At 53.5% G+C, this 13,976-nt stretch carries 13 protein-coding genes; 6 read left to right on the top strand and 7 right to left on the bottom strand.

Annotated features, from left to right (window positions below):
* Window positions 1–75: 75 nt before the first annotated feature.
* Together WJU16_RS11615 and WJU16_RS11610 are read left to right on the top strand one after the other, a co-directional pair.
* Window positions 76–1,617: a GH3 auxin-responsive promoter family protein gene (locus tag WJU16_RS11615; protein ID WP_341838476.1), complete on the top strand. Its 1,542-nt coding sequence runs from the start codon at window positions 76–78 to the stop codon at window positions 1,615–1,617.
* A gap of 13 nt (window positions 1,618–1,630) precedes the next feature.
* Window positions 1,631–2,344 (top strand): LysE family transporter, encoded by a 714-nt coding sequence (locus WJU16_RS11610; protein WP_341838475.1) that lies wholly within the window; start codon window positions 1,631–1,633, stop codon window positions 2,342–2,344.
* Between the two features lie 200 nt (window positions 2,345–2,544).
* Here the strand turns inward: WJU16_RS11610 and WJU16_RS11605 are convergent, their stop codons facing one another.
* The 6 genes from WJU16_RS11605 to WJU16_RS11580 all read right to left on the bottom strand — a co-directional run bounded on the left by WJU16_RS11605 (window position 2,545) and on the right by WJU16_RS11580 (window position 8,847).
* The gene (locus WJU16_RS11605; protein WP_341838474.1) at window positions 2,545–2,733 is read right to left on the bottom strand and encodes a hypothetical protein; all 189 of its coding nucleotides are present in this window, start codon (window positions 2,731–2,733) and stop codon (window positions 2,545–2,547) included.
* Entirely contained in the window at window positions 2,730–3,176 is a 447-nt protein-coding gene (locus WJU16_RS11600) for a DUF6934 family protein (RefSeq protein WP_341838473.1), read from the bottom strand. Before WJU16_RS11600 ends, WJU16_RS11605 begins: the two co-directional genes overlap by 4 nt.
* Before the next feature lie 223 nt (window positions 3,177–3,399).
* Window positions 3,400–4,437 carry a 2-oxoacid:ferredoxin oxidoreductase subunit beta gene (locus tag WJU16_RS11595; protein WP_341838472.1) on the bottom strand — a complete coding sequence of 346 codons (1,038 nt, stop codon included), beginning with the start codon at window positions 4,435–4,437 and terminating at the stop codon, window positions 3,400–3,402.
* Window positions 4,438–4,469: 32 nt separating this feature from the next.
* Entirely contained in the window at window positions 4,470–4,814 is a 345-nt protein-coding gene (locus tag WJU16_RS11590) for a carboxymuconolactone decarboxylase family protein (protein ID WP_341838471.1), read from the bottom strand.
* A 389-nt stretch (window positions 4,815–5,203) separates the two neighbouring features.
* On the bottom strand, window positions 5,204–6,961 hold the full coding sequence (locus WJU16_RS11585; protein WP_341838470.1) for an N-acetylmuramoyl-L-alanine amidase: 1,758 nt from the start codon (window positions 6,959–6,961) through the stop codon (window positions 5,204–5,206).
* A gap of 92 nt (window positions 6,962–7,053) precedes the next feature.
* Complete coding sequence (locus tag WJU16_RS11580) at window positions 7,054–8,847, bottom strand: acyl-CoA dehydrogenase family protein (protein ID WP_341838469.1); 1,794 nt, start codon at window positions 8,845–8,847, stop codon at window positions 7,054–7,056.
* A gap of 106 nt (window positions 8,848–8,953) precedes the next feature.
* Between WJU16_RS11580 and WJU16_RS11575 the strand changes: the two genes are divergently transcribed.
* Together WJU16_RS11575 and WJU16_RS11570 are read left to right on the top strand one after the other, a co-directional pair.
* The gene (locus tag WJU16_RS11575) at window positions 8,954–9,760 is read left to right on the top strand and encodes an alpha/beta hydrolase (RefSeq protein WP_341838468.1); all 807 of its coding nucleotides are present in this window, start codon (window positions 8,954–8,956) and stop codon (window positions 9,758–9,760) included.
* 2 nt (window positions 9,761–9,762) lie between these two features.
* The gene (locus WJU16_RS11570) at window positions 9,763–10,908 is read left to right on the top strand and encodes a glycosyltransferase (RefSeq protein WP_341838467.1); all 1,146 of its coding nucleotides are present in this window, start codon (window positions 9,763–9,765) and stop codon (window positions 10,906–10,908) included.
* Window positions 10,909–10,930: 22 nt separating this feature from the next.
* Here WJU16_RS11570 and WJU16_RS11565 read toward each other — a convergent pair whose 3' ends face one another.
* A complete protein-coding gene (locus tag WJU16_RS11565) occupies window positions 10,931–11,923 on the bottom strand; it encodes a terpene synthase family protein (protein WP_341838466.1) in 993 nt (330 codons plus the stop codon).
* A gap of 375 nt (window positions 11,924–12,298) precedes the next feature.
* Between WJU16_RS11565 and WJU16_RS11560 the strand changes: the two genes are divergently transcribed.
* The gene (locus WJU16_RS11560; protein ID WP_341838465.1) at window positions 12,299–13,429 is read left to right on the top strand and encodes an ABC transporter permease; all 1,131 of its coding nucleotides are present in this window, start codon (window positions 12,299–12,301) and stop codon (window positions 13,427–13,429) included.
* 223 nt (window positions 13,430–13,652) lie between these two features.
* Complete coding sequence (locus WJU16_RS11555; protein WP_341838464.1) at window positions 13,653–13,907, top strand: hypothetical protein; 255 nt, start codon at window positions 13,653–13,655, stop codon at window positions 13,905–13,907.
* Window positions 13,908–13,976: the final 69 nt, after the last annotated feature.

Genomic DNA, 13,976 nt, shown 5'->3' with positions numbered 1-13,976 from the left:
ACGAAGCTTAGCCAACTTCCCCCGAATTACAACGAATTAACTATTTTTGCTTTTCAAACTTAGAATCCGCAATTAATGGCCATTATTGGTAACCTGATATCCAGATCCCTACGAATAAGGAAACAGTTCACTTTTAAGCTGGGGACGCCGCGACAATACCAGATGCAGGTATTGCGCAGGTTGATGGAAAAAGCGAAGCATACGCAGTTCGGCGAGCACTACCATTTTGAGGACATGTTACATGCCCCCAATTGGGTAGCGCGCTTCCGGCAGACGGTTCCCGTGCATAACTACAACAAGATGCACGCGGAGTGGTGGCATAAGTGCCTGGAGGGCGTGGCGAATGTAAGCTGGCCTGAGAAGATCAAGTATTTCGCTTTGAGCTCGGGTACCTCCGAGTCTGCCAGCAAGCACATTCCCGTTACGCGCGACATGCTGCGTACCGTGAAGAAGGTGGGTGTGAAGCAGTTGTATTCCATGGCTAACTTCAACGTACCGCCGAAGTCGTTCACCAAGGGGATTCTCATGTTGGGGGGCACTACTTCCCTTTTCGAGAAGGGGGATTACTACGAGGGCGACATGAGCGGTATCCAGGCTAAAAATATTCCGAAATGGTTCCGCCGGTTTTACAAGCCCGGCAGCCAGATTTCCCGCAAGCCGAACTGGGAACAGCGTATCAAGCTGATCGTACGGAAGGCGCCGCAGTGGGATGTAGGAACGGTTTGCGGGGTACCTGCCTGGGTGCAGATTGTGCTGGAGGAGATCATCAAGTACCATAACGTCAAGCATATCCACGAAATCTGGCCGAACCTGGCCATTTATATCCACGGTGGCGTGAGCTTCGAGCCTTACCGCGAGAGTTTCCAGCGGCTGTTGGGCAAACCCATCACTTTTATCGAGACGTACATGGCCTCGGAAGGGTCTTTCGGCTTCCAGGCGCGGCCGGGGGTGAAGGGGATAAAACTGGTGTTGAACACGGGAATTTTCTACGAGTTCATCCCTTTTAATGAGGAAAATTTCGATGCGGACGGCGAAGTGAAGCCGAATCCCAAATCATATATGATCCACGAAGTGGTGGAAGACCAGGAATATGCCGTGATGCTGTCGACCTGCTCCGGCGCCTGGCGTTACCTCATCGGCGACGTGGTGAAGTTTACTTCCGTGAAGGAGCATGAGATCGTGATCGTGGGCCGTACCAAGCAGTTTTTGAGCCTGGCGGGTGAGCACATGAGCATCGATAACATGAACAAGGCGATCGACACCGTGCAGCGTAAACTGGGGATTACGATCCGTGAGTTTACGGTGGCGGGTTTCCAATATGAGAATCTTTTTGCGCACCGGTGGTATATCGGTACGGACGCCACGAATGTGGACGCCGCGAAAGTGCGGGAGATCATCGACCAAACGCTGAGTGAGGTGAACGACGACTACGCCGTTGAACGGACTTCCGCGTTGAAAGAAATTTTTGTAGAGATCATGCCTAACCAGGTTTTCCTTGATTACCTGCGTTGCAAGGGCAAAGAAGGAGCCATGAACAAGTTCCCGCGGGTGCTGAAAGGCGAAAAGCTGAAGGACTGGGAACAATTCCTCATCACCAAAGCGGGCGTGAAAGCCTAGTGTATTTTAGGGAATGACTGCCGCCATTATCGCAGGATTAGGTTTAGGCGTGTTTTTATCGGTTTCTGTAGGGCCGGTGATTTTCGCCATTATCAAGTATAGCATCAGCAACGGCTGGCGTGCTGGGATTAGTTTTGCCCTGGGCGTATCCGTGAGTGATATTATGTTTGTGTTGCTGGGGAACCTGGCTTCTTCGTTTATTGGGAGCCTGGGAGCGCATACCCGGATTATTGGAATTTGTGGGGGTATCTTATTGATCTGCATGGGTGTGTACGGGTTATTTTTCAAGAAGGTGCGGATCGTGACGGGGGATGAGCGTCCGGAGATGTTCAGGACGCGTGATTATGCGAAGATCTGGTTGGGGGGCTTTTTGATGAATACCTTGAATCCGGGGGTGATATTATTCTGGTTGGGGGTTTGTGTGGCGAATGCGCCGTTGGATGTGAGTTACCGGTTTACGATGTACACGGTTTGCTTGTTGTTTGTATTGTCTGCAGATATCCTGAAAGTTTTCGTTTCCGATAAAATCCGTCATAAGCTGACGCTCACGAATGTACTCTGGTTGAACAGGGTGGCGGGCGTTTGCATGATCATCTTCGGGCTCGCCCTGCTGTACCAGGTGCTCCTGGGCGGGGGGATTTCTCGCATTGACGGGTTAATGGCTGCGAATAATAATATCCACCCTGTTTCGAATACCTTCCAATTTTTAATGGCATCCTCGCATTAATGGCTGCGAATAATAATATCCACCCTGTTTCGAATACCTTCCAATTTTTAATGGCATCCTCGCATAAATGGGTTAATCGTGTGAATAATAAGTTCTCCTCAGTTTTGAAAATATTCAAATCTTAATGATTACTGGGCTCCAATGCAAATGAGGCATAAGTTTAACGGGGCTTTGAGAATGCCCGAGATGATGAATGCCTGTCAGTAATCGTGATATCCTGGAATTTTAGCCCGCTCCAATGCCGCCTCCAACTTGCGTTTGAAGAATGGATGATTGCTGGCATCCGGGAAGTAAGACCTGGGCTTAATCGTAATTTTGGCATTTGCACCCCATTTGTATATATCAAACGGAACCTCAGATGTTGTTGTTGTTGTTCTCTTTTTCATCATGCATATTTTTTGTGTTCGATAAAAAAAGCTGAGTAAATCATCGCTGTATTAATTACTTCCCACGCATTGCCATTGTGCCCTTTTATGATGTAGTGCTCATTGATTTTCTGCAAATTTTGGAGGATTTTCATTTGGTATAATCGAGTTCTCGATGCCGTGCTTCCTGTCATCTCTATCCTTGCCGAAGGTGACGCCGTCAGGAACAAATCCACAACCATGGCGACGGTCGACAGCACTTTCTCAAGATCTTTATTATTGCTTCTTATCGTATCATCTAATCGCTGATCCTCTTCCTTCCAATCTCCGAAAGCAAGATTGTAACAACCCGGTTTAGTATGTTGGAATTCGATCCGCTTCAATATCTTCCCATTCGGCCCATCACTCATAAATAAATGTGTTAACAAATCATCGGATGATTCAACCGGATACGTATCCAGGTTCATGCGTTCAACGTTTAATAGTGGTAATTGGATTAACTTCTCAAATGTCGCGCTTACGAAGTAATGCACCTAAAAATGCATCTCCGGTTTTCGGAGGCCGGTATCTCTTTCGAGTGGAGGAAGTGGATGGAAAGCTAAGGTGGGGCTGCGTTTGGAGAGGGTCGGAAATCCGGATATAAAAAAAGGCCGCAATGTGTGCGGCCTTGTAAAATGCGTTGATATGATACTATGCGATCGTCCAGGTTTCGTTGCCGGCCAGGAGTTTGTCCAGGCTGCCGGGGCCGCGCTTCGCATTCGCTTCTTCCAGCTGCGCCAACATGATTTCCTCGTAGGTAGGACGGAAAATCTGGTAGAATACGCCGAACGGACGCGGCAAATGCCCTTCGATCCGTGCGTCGTCGAACATGCGGGTGAGGATCTGCGCCTTGCCGAAATCCTGCTCGTCGTGAATCCACAGGTCCGACGCGCTGAACTGACCGTCGTTCAGGTCCACCACCACCGGTTTGTGACCATCCAGCCGAACCCCCAGGTTCTTCTGCGCACCAAACACCAACGGCTGCCCCTGCTCTACGAACAGCGTATTGTCTGCCTTGCTGGACTTCTCGGTGAACACCTCGAAAGCGCCGTCGTTGAAGATGTTGCAGTTCTGGTAAATCTCCAGGAACGACGCTCCTTTATGCGCGTGGCTCCGCTTCAGCATCTCCTGGAGGTGCTTCGGGTCACGGTCCATGCTCCGGGCAATGAAAGTCGCATCCGCGCCCATTGCCAGCGCCATCGGGTTGAACGGATGGTCGATACTGCCGTAGGGCGTGCTCTTCGTTACTTTATTGGTTTCGGAAGTGGGAGAATATTGTCCTTTCGTTAAACCGTAAATCTGGTTGTTGAACAACATGATGTTCACATCGAAATTACGGCGCAGCAGGTGAATGGTATGATTCCCCCCGATGGACAGCCCGTCGCCGTCGCCCGTCACGATCCATACGCTCAGCTCAGGCCGCGTGGCCTTCAGGCCGGAAGCGATGGCCGTGGCACGCCCGTGGATCGAGTGCATGCCGTACGTATTCATGTAATACGGGAAACGCGAAGAACACCCGATACCGGATACGATCACGATGTTTTCGCGGGGAACGCCCAGTCCGGGCATAATGGTTTGCACCTGTTTCAATATGGAATAATCCCCGCAACCCGGGCACCAGCGTACTTCCTGGTCGGTTGCAAAATCTTTGGCCGTTAATGGCTGCGGAGAAGCGGTAACTGTTGACATTGATTTGTATATATAAAGTTTGGAATGTAAAGTTACGAATTGATCAGTTCTTCCCAATACTCGGCTGCCCGGCGGGTGTGCGGAATCACGATCGTGCCGCCCACAATGTTGGCCACTGCAAAAACTTCATACAGTTCCTGCGTGGTCACGCCCTGCTCATGACATTTCCCGAGGTGATATTTGATGCAATCGTCGCAACGAAGCACCATCGAAGCCACCAGGCCCAGCAATTCCTTCGTTTTCACGGACAGCGCGCCTTCCGCATAGGTATTGGTATCCAGATTGAACAGCCGGTTGAGCACCAGGTTCTGTTTTCCAAGGATCACTTCATTCATCTTGCTCCGGTATGCGTCAAACTCTTCTACCAGTTGGCTCATAAGTTTATATTTATCAACGGATAACGTTAAAGATACGAAATATCCCTCAGCCGCCGTCCGCCAAAGATAATCATTAATCTACTAATATAGTAGGGTAATTATTTCCGGTAAAAATACTCACTTGTGGGTATTGGCCGCCTGCGGTCAAATGGACACCTTTGCACTATGGCGCCGGAGACAGTCCGGGCCCGGAAAAGGCCCCAGTTTCCCGGTTCCAAAATTAAAGAAGACTGAATAGACATGAGAATATAACCGCCTTAAGGCGGGGATGCATACGTGCTGGCTTCATCACCTGCTACCTCCGCTAAAGATTCGTTCTGGATATGGAAATACCTTCACCGGTATTACATGGCTCCCTCTGCGGGGGCCATTTCTATTCCATCCCCGCCTCATTCCGCTTTGGCATAGCCCTCCGCTACAAAATCCTTTATCCCGTCCACGATCTTCCCCGCCATCTCCCGCCGGAAGCCCGGATCGAGGATCCGCATTTCATCCTCGGGATGGCTCAGGAATAGGGTCTCTACCAGCACATTAGGGTATTCGGTAGGGCTGTTCAGCGCAAAATTGAAACTGCCCACATTTCCGAATTCCTTCAGGCCCAGTTCCAGCAGCCGTTTGTAAATATGCTGGCTCAGCGGCCGGAAACCGATATGCTTGTAATAAGTGCTGGTACCTTGTATCCGCACGGGGTCGGAGGAAGCGTTAAGATGGATGCTGACCAGCAGATCCGGGTCTTTATCGCGGTACGAAACCACGCGGTAACTATTATCGATGTACGAATCGTTTACGCGGGTCATGACTACGCGGGCGCCCTCGCGCTGGAGCGCCTGTTGCAGCGCCACGGCCACCGCCAGCGCCATTTCCTTCTCATATACGCCCGTAGGCCCCTGGGCGCCAAGGTTCCTGCCGCCGTGGCCCGCGTCTACCGCGATGGTGAGGTCGCCCAGGCCGGGTTTCGAAGGTGGGCGTTTCACTTTTACAGTCAGGATATTGCCGTTGTAGTATACCGAATGCCCCCAGTGCTGGGTGTGCTTCAGTTCTATCACCACGCGCAGGATATCGTCTTCCACCTGTTCGTAATACACATTTTTGATCTCCTTCGCATTTTCCAGCTGCGTGATCCAGTTGGTGTTGGCCGTGGCGCCGAAAATATCGATCACGATCCGGGAGGGATCGTTTTGCTGGGTGGTGCGGTAGGGAAGTTTCGACGTCAGGGCAACAGAGAGGTAGTCCGCCTTTTCATCGCCCCATGCGCGCCACGAACCGGTGAGGGATGTTGGCGGAAAAGTGCCCGCGGGCTGAAGTTTCACGAATTCCTGGGGGATCCAGGCGCTGAGGGTTTTGGACAGCTGTACGCGGTAATCGCCATCCGCCTTGCCCGTAATGTTGAGCACTATGCCCGTATCCAGGCTGCCCATGCGTGCGCCGCCGAGACGGTCGCCGCCGAGGCCGTATTTCAGGATGGGATCGTCGCCGCTGGTTTTGCCCACGAGCGGTTGCGCCTGCGGGTCGCGGAGGGTGAAGATATTCGGAGTGAAGCGCTTGACCTGGGTGCCTTCAAAATCCAGTGTAATGGGTAATTGCCGGCCCTGGATCAGGGGATCGGCGCATTGCACGGTATAAGAACCCTGGTAGATGCCGGGCATTTGCTGGGAACCGCCGACGGGTAGCTCCTGCAGCGTAAGCGCATCACCAAGTTTTACGGTGCCGCCGGGAATGGCTTTCACGCGAACCCGGATCACGTCGCCGGGTGCAACGGTCAGGTTGCCTTCCGGGAAAGTCTGGATCGTGGCGATGTTGATGGAAGATACCGGCTGCGGCGCCTGCGGGGCGTTATACGTAAACCAAACCGACCGCAGGATCGAATCGCCGCCGGGCCCTACGGATTTCACGAGGAATTCGTTGCCGCCTTCCCCCAGCGTTACTTCGATGGCGAATGCCCCGGTCGGATACACTTTCTGCGGTTCGGCGTTCACATACACCTGGCACGATTTGCAGGTGGAGCCAACAAGGAACTGGCGGGCGGTACTGACACTGTTGTTCTGTTTGCCGGGCTGGGTGAGGCGCAGAAAACTTTTCTCCTGGGCCATAGCGGGCGCGGCGATGCACACTGCCACCAGCAGGCTCCCGATTTTCCTTTCTAACATAGCGCATGGTTATTGTCCAAAAAAACAAGGAACAAGCATTGGCCTGTTCCTTGTAAAGTTATCTATTTCAATTGTTAATGATCAGCCGCTCCTCAAAAAGTGTATTTGCCGTCGCTGATGAGTTTGTCGGCGATGCGGCGGCGTGCGTCCTTGGTATTGAACGGCGCCGTTTTGGTGAAGCGTTTCAGGCCGAGGAGCATCATGCGTTGTTCATCGCCTTCTGCGAAGCCGTTGATTGCATCCCTGCCGGATTTATGTACGCGGTCGGCCGCGTCGTTGAGGTAGGTGCGCACCATATCGGCCTGGAGGCTCGTGGCGGATTCTCCTTTTTGTTCGGTGAGTTTGATGAGGCGGAGCAGCGCGCTTTCGCTCACGAAGGTTTCGATGGCCATATCGGCGATGTTCATGAGGATTTCCTGTTCGGATTCCAGCTTCATCATGAGTTTTTGCGCGGCGGCGCCAGCGGTGAGGAGGATGGCCTTTTTCATGTTGGCGATCAATTTCTTTTCCGCGGCGAAGGCGCTTTCGTCGTCGTTCCCGAAATCAGGGATGCTCATCAGTTCCTTCTGCACGCTCATGGCGGGCGTCATGAGGTCGATCTTCCCTTTCATGGCGCGTTTGAGGGTCATGTCGAGCGTGAGGAGGCGATTGATTTCGTTGGTGCCTTCGAAGATGCGGTTGATGCGCGAATCGCGATAGGCTTTGGAGATGACGTATTCATCGCTGAAGCCGTTGCCGCCGTGGATCTGCACGCCTTCGTCCACCACGAAATCGAGCACTTCGGAGCCGTTAACCTTGAGCATGGCACATTCTACGGCATATTCCTCTGCCGCGCCGAGCAGGGCTTCGTTGAAGGCTTTGCCGGCGGCGAGCAACTCGTGTTCCTGCTGGTCGATCAGCTGGGAAGTGCGGTAGAGGGCCGTTTCGCAGGCCCATATGCGGATGGCCATTTCGGCCAGTTTATGTTTGATGGCGCCGAAATTGGCGATGGGTTGTTTGAATTGTTCGCGCGTTTTCGCGTAGCTGATGGTGATATCCAGGCTGCCTTTGGCGCCTCCCAGCGCGGCGGCGCACAATTTGAGGCGGCCGATGTTGAGGATGTTGAAGGCGATGAGGTGGCCTTTGCCGATCTGCCCGAGTACGTTTTCTGCGGGGATCTCCGCATCCTGGAAATAGATCTGCCGGGTGGAGGAGCCTTTGATCCCCATTTTATGTTCTTCGGGCCCGAGTGTGAAGCCGGGCGTGCCTTTTTCCACGATAAAAGCGGTGAACTGCTCGCCGTCCACTTTCGCGAAAACGGTGAATACATCGGCGAAACCGGAGTTGGTGATCCAGATCTTCTGGCCGTTGAGGATATAATGTTTGCCGTCGGCCGACAGTTTAGCCGTGGTTTTGGCGCTGAGGGCATCCGAGCCGGAGTTGGGCTCGGTGAGGGCGTAAGCGCCTTTCATCTCGCCGGAGGCCAGCTTCGGAATATATTTCTGTTTTTGCGCCTCGGTGCCGAAATAAAGGATGGGCAGCGAACCAATCCCGGTGTGGGCGGCCATCGCTACAGAAAAGGAGTGCCCTGCGCCGAGGGCTTCGTTGATCAGGGTTGCGGTAATAAAATCCTTGCCAAGCCCTCCCAGCTCTTCCGGGAATGCCGCACCGAGCAATCCCTGCTCGCCGGCCTTGTCCAGCAGCGAAGGCATGAGACCTTCCTCCAGCTTGTCGAGCCGGTCCAGCACGGGCGTCACTTCACGGGCGATGAATGTTTCGGCCATTTCTTTGATCATCAGCTGTTCTTCCGAAAAATCTTCAGGGATGAAAACATCTGCAGGGGATGCGTCTTTCACCAGGAACTCCGCCCCTTTCAGGGCTGCTTTGCTATTAACCGCGGTATCCATTTTGCATGATTTTTTTAGTCTACTCGTAATTTACCGAGATTATGTCAATTGACAAATTATGATTGCGCGGCATAATGTTATAAATTCGCCTTCCCGGAAACGCCCCATGGAATTCAATCTCACATATCTCGACAGTACCTTCTCCGGTCTAAAAACCGGTGAGGGGCCGGATTTGCTGATCTGTTTTCATGGATTCGGCGAAAGTGCATCGCACTTTCGTTGTATGGAAGCGGGATTGGGCAATATATTTACTATCGTGGCGTTAGATATGCCCTTTCATGGGAAGACGGTCTGGAACGAAGGCCGGCCTATGGAAAAACAGGACCTCGCGGCTTTAACGGAGAAAATATTGGAAAGAACTGGCAAACAAACCTTCTCGCTCCTGGGTTATAGTATGGGCGGGAGGTTAAGCCTATGCATCGTTGAGCAAATGGCGGACAGGGTCAGGCACCTCATCCTGGCGGCGCCCGACGGGTTGAAGAACAACCCCTGGCATATGTTTGCCACCAGGACCATATTGGGAAACCGGATCTTTTCGTACAATACCCGTAACCCTGCTCTTTTTTTCCGTCTCCTGACTTTCTGGCGGCGAAGCGGCCTTTTGAACGAAAGCGTCTACAAATTCGCGCTCCACCGGATGGACCGCCTGGAAAAACGGCAGCTGGTTTACAATGTCTGGACTATCATGCGGCGGATGCTGCCCCGCAAGAAGCTGTGCAAACGCCGGATGGCGCAGGCGGGGATCGATACGCTGCTGATCTTCGGCAAATACGACCGCGTTATCCCTCCGGTTATCGGCGAAAATTTCGCCGACGGCTCCTTTCCCTGCAGGCTGCTGGTACTCGATAAGGGCCACCAGCTCATCACGGAACAACTAGGTTTTATCATCAGAAATAATATTTCGATTTCATAGGAATGACTGCTTTATTGATCATTACGCTCGGACTTGCTTTACTTTACGGTATTTTGATGCTGTCGTATCTCTATGGCTGGAGCCGCCTGAAGCGATTCGACCCCTCAGCCCACGCCTATACGTTCAACACCCGTGTGTCGGTCATCATCCCGGCCCGGAACGAGGAGCGCAACCTGCCGGTATTGCTGGAAGCCCTCCAGCAGCAGAGCTACCCTGCCAACCTGTTCGAAGTGATCGTGGTAGATGATTTCTCCACCGATCAAACCGCCGATGCCGTCCGCTACTTCCCCGCCACCAACGTCCGCCTCATCCGCATGGCCGACCACCTCAGCCCGGAAGAGCGCCTCAACGCGTACAAGAAAAAAGCCATCGAAACGGCCATAACCGCCGCTACCGGCGACCTCATTGTGACCACCGACGCCGACTGCGTGATGGGCTCCAAGTGGCTGGAGACGATCGTCAAATGTTATGAAACTCACCGGCCCAAGCTGATCGCGGCCCCGGTGGCGTACCATAAAGAGGACAACTTCTTCAAGAAACTCCAGTCCCTCGACTTCATGACCATGCAAGGTATCACCGGCGCCGTGGCGTACCTGGAATCGGGCACCATGTGCAACGGGGCCAACCTGGCCTACGAGAAAACGGCGTTCGAGGAAGTAGGCGGGTTCACCGGGATCGACATGATCGCATCGGGAGACGATATGCTGCTCATGTACAAGATCTACCACGCCTATCCCGGCAGCGTCCAATATCTGAAATCACCCGACGCGATCGTTCGCACCCTGCCGGTAGACACGGTGAAAGGTTTCATGAACCAGCGCATCCGCTGGTCGTCGAAGGCGGATAAGTACGAAGACAAGCGGATCACCCGCGTGCTGGTGATCGTTTATCTCTGGAACGTGATGCTCCTGCTCATGGGGATCGTGGCGATTTTTACACCGGCCCTGCGCATGTGGCTGCTCTGGCTGGCGGTGTACAAAGTGGTGCTGGAGCTGTGTTTCCTTATCCCCGTGGCCAGTTTTTTCGGCAAAGGCTCCCTGCTCCCGTGGTTCATTCCCGGGCAGCCGTTCCATATTATTTATGTTGTGCTCGCCGGATGGCTGGGCAAATTCGGATCTTACGAATGGAAAGGGCGGCAGGTTCACTAGCCGCCCTTTCTTTTTCGTTGCATCATATCCGTGAGATGAGCCAGTTGCCGCTGGCGGTTTCGCGGATGTGCATGCGGTAGCGCGCCGTATCGCCGAAGCTCCAGTCGAGGTTGGCGCGCATCCACGCTTTGAGGACGCCGATGTAGCGCTGCAGCTCGTCGTTCACTTCTTCCCCGAAATTCGGGACGTTCTCGCTCAGCGCGATGAAGCGGCGCACTTCTTCGTCGTGCATGCGCGCGGCCTCCGCCACGGCGGCTTCCAGCGTGAGGGACCGCTCTTCCTTCAATACCACTACCAGGTTATGCACATCGCCCTGGCGGCGTTCCTTGTCGAACGAAAAGAGGTCGTTAGCCCAGCAAACCACGTTGTTGCAGGCAAGCGACAGCTGTTGCACGGTTTCGTGATGGCGCACTTCGTCGGGCAGGTAAATGCTTTCGAGGATCTCGATCAGCTCGATGTCGGCATAGAGCGCGCCGGTGTAGGGGCGTTTTTCAATGTAGTCGGCTACGGACGGCGCTTTGTGAGCCACCCTGTTTTGCACTTCCCAGAGGCAGGCGTCGAGGTAATCGGTCATGCTTTTCACAAAGCGCTGCTGCCAGGCGGGGCTGCCGATGCGGCGCATGCGTTTCCAGAGGTCGGCGAAGCTTTCGGCCAGCGCCATCCCTTCTTCCGGCGCCACTACCGTGCTGTTGCGGAGGATCTGGCTAACGAACGAGTGGACCATCTGCAGGTAATCGACTTTCCCGAACATGGATTCGTCGTTTTTGTCGTCCAGCAAAAACAGCCAGGTATTGAATTCCGCGGCGATACAAAGCTCGAAACGCCCGGCTGTCGGGAACGCCCGTGACGATAGCATGGCGAATTTGGCGCGGTTAAAGCGTTCGCGCGCTTTTTCGGATTTTACCAGGCCGAACCGCGCTACCCATTCGGCGGTGTGTTTTTCAGCTTCCTTGGCGAATGGGTTGAGCATAGTGGGGAAAGGGCAGAAAATCTGCGGCAATTGGAGTGTTTCCATAAACTGTGTCGTTTAATGTTGAGTGAAAAATTGGTTACTATTGGGATGATTGATTAATTGTGTCCTGCTTCGGGCATAGATTCCTGATGGGTTTAATGTTTTGTCTCAAGCAATAAAATTCACTGTGCTGGTTCTTGTCTTAACGGATATTTTCTGTGTCTCGTCTTAAGCAATACATTGGCATCTGTGTATCAGAAATTACGAAATTTGAAAGCCTTGTTATTGTACGGATTGATGTCTGTTTGTTGATTTTCGTGTGATATAGGTTCGCTGATGGCGCCGATGTCCTTATATATGGACGATCGTCATAAATGAAAAAAAACGCGCAGGCAATTCTTCCGAAAAGTCTCGTATTTACGCTATTTTGGTAACCGCATGGATGCATTTACCCAACAGGCATGGAAGCGCTTGCGGCGCAACAAGGGCGCGGTGGCCGGACTGGCCGTCATTTTACTGGCGTTGGTGGTGGCGGTGTTTGCATATTTCCTGGCGCCCGACGGCACTTCGCATGCCAACCGGATGGTGTTGGAAATCGGTGGGCAGCGGCCCGGGTTCTCCGTGCAGATGCTCTCCCTGCGGCAAGCGCATGCGCCGCAGGACGAAGGTTTTTTCCACCGCCTTATTTACGGTGAAACACCAGCAAACGTGCTGTTACCCGTTACCGCCTGGCGTTTTTCCCATGATTCCGTCCTCGTAGAAAAATATGCCGACGAAACCTCCACCATTCCGGCAGCGTATTCGCTGGCGCAGGTATTGTACGGTAAGGATTCGGCGCTTACTGATTTGGCCGGGGCGCGGGCGATGGTGGAAAAAGAGCATCTGGAACGTAAAACCTACCGCCTGGGGACTGATAAATTCGGCCGCGACATCCTGAGCCGTTTGCTCGTGGGCACGCGGGTGAGCCTGAGTGTGGGGTGCATCGCGGTGCTGATTTCGCTGACGATCGGGATCCTGCTGGGTTCCGTGGCGGGCTATTTCCGCGGGGCGGTAGACGAAGGGGTGATGTGGCTCATCAATGTGATATGGAGCATGCCAACGCTGCTGCTGGTGTTTGCCATCACGTTGGCGTTGGGGAAAGGATTCTGGCAGGTCTTCATCGCCGTGGGGCTCACCATGTGGGTGAGCGTGGCGCGCATCATACGGGGGCAGGTGCTGGGGCTGCGGGAGCTGCAGTTCGTGGAAGCCACGCGGGCGCTGGGGTACGGGCACACCCGCACCATCGTCCGACACATCCTCCCGAACATCATGGGGCCCGTGATGGTAGTAGCCGCGGGCAACTTCGCCACCGCCATAGTGGTAGAAGCGGGTTTGAGTTTTCTGGGCGTGGGGGTGCAACCGCCGCAGCCTTCCTGGGGGCTCATGATCAAGGAAAACTACAACTTCATCATCACCCATAATCCCCTGCTGGCCCTCGCTCCCGGACTGGCGATAATGCTTTTGGTATTGGCTTTCAATCTTCTCGGCAACGGCCTCCGTGATGCGATGGACGTCCGTGGAAAAATTTGACGGGCATTATATTTATTTTTAATTTTAAGTATTTTAATAAGATTACCATGTCTCTGACGAGAACCCTTTGTATGCTTCTTTGCGCAGTCGCCCTCGTGGCTTCGGGCTGTAAAAAGAAAAAAGCGGCGATCCCGTTCCCCGTCCGGGTGAAGAATCGGAACTGCTGGCCGAAATTCCGGGTATCCACCTCAACCGCGACGATAACGCCGCCACCGGGGCTACATTGCAGGTTTCGATCAAGCTGACATCCAAGCCCCTCCCGCCCGACGGCGTCACCATCACCGTTACGGCCACCGCGCCCAACGGCGATCCGATCCCGCAGAACGCGGCCGTGATCAGCAAGGAGGGTGAAATCACCATCACGCTCATCAATCTCCCCCAACGGCAGGTTGCTGATATCGTGGTGACGGTCACATCGAATAACAAGCCCGGGAACACGAAAACCTACCGCTTCGGGGTGATGAACAAAACCGTTTAAAAACTGCTGCCATAAAGTAAAAGGGCGATTCCCGGCCGGGAACACCCTTTTTTTATTTAGGTTTGTGCA

Origin of the sequence: Chitinophaga pollutisoli, from assembly GCF_038396755.1 — a bacterium.
In the GTDB taxonomy this organism is placed as follows: Bacteria; Bacteroidota; Bacteroidia; order Chitinophagales; family Chitinophagaceae; genus Chitinophaga; species Chitinophaga pollutisoli.
This window is presented reverse-complemented; position numbering and strand designations above follow the sequence as displayed.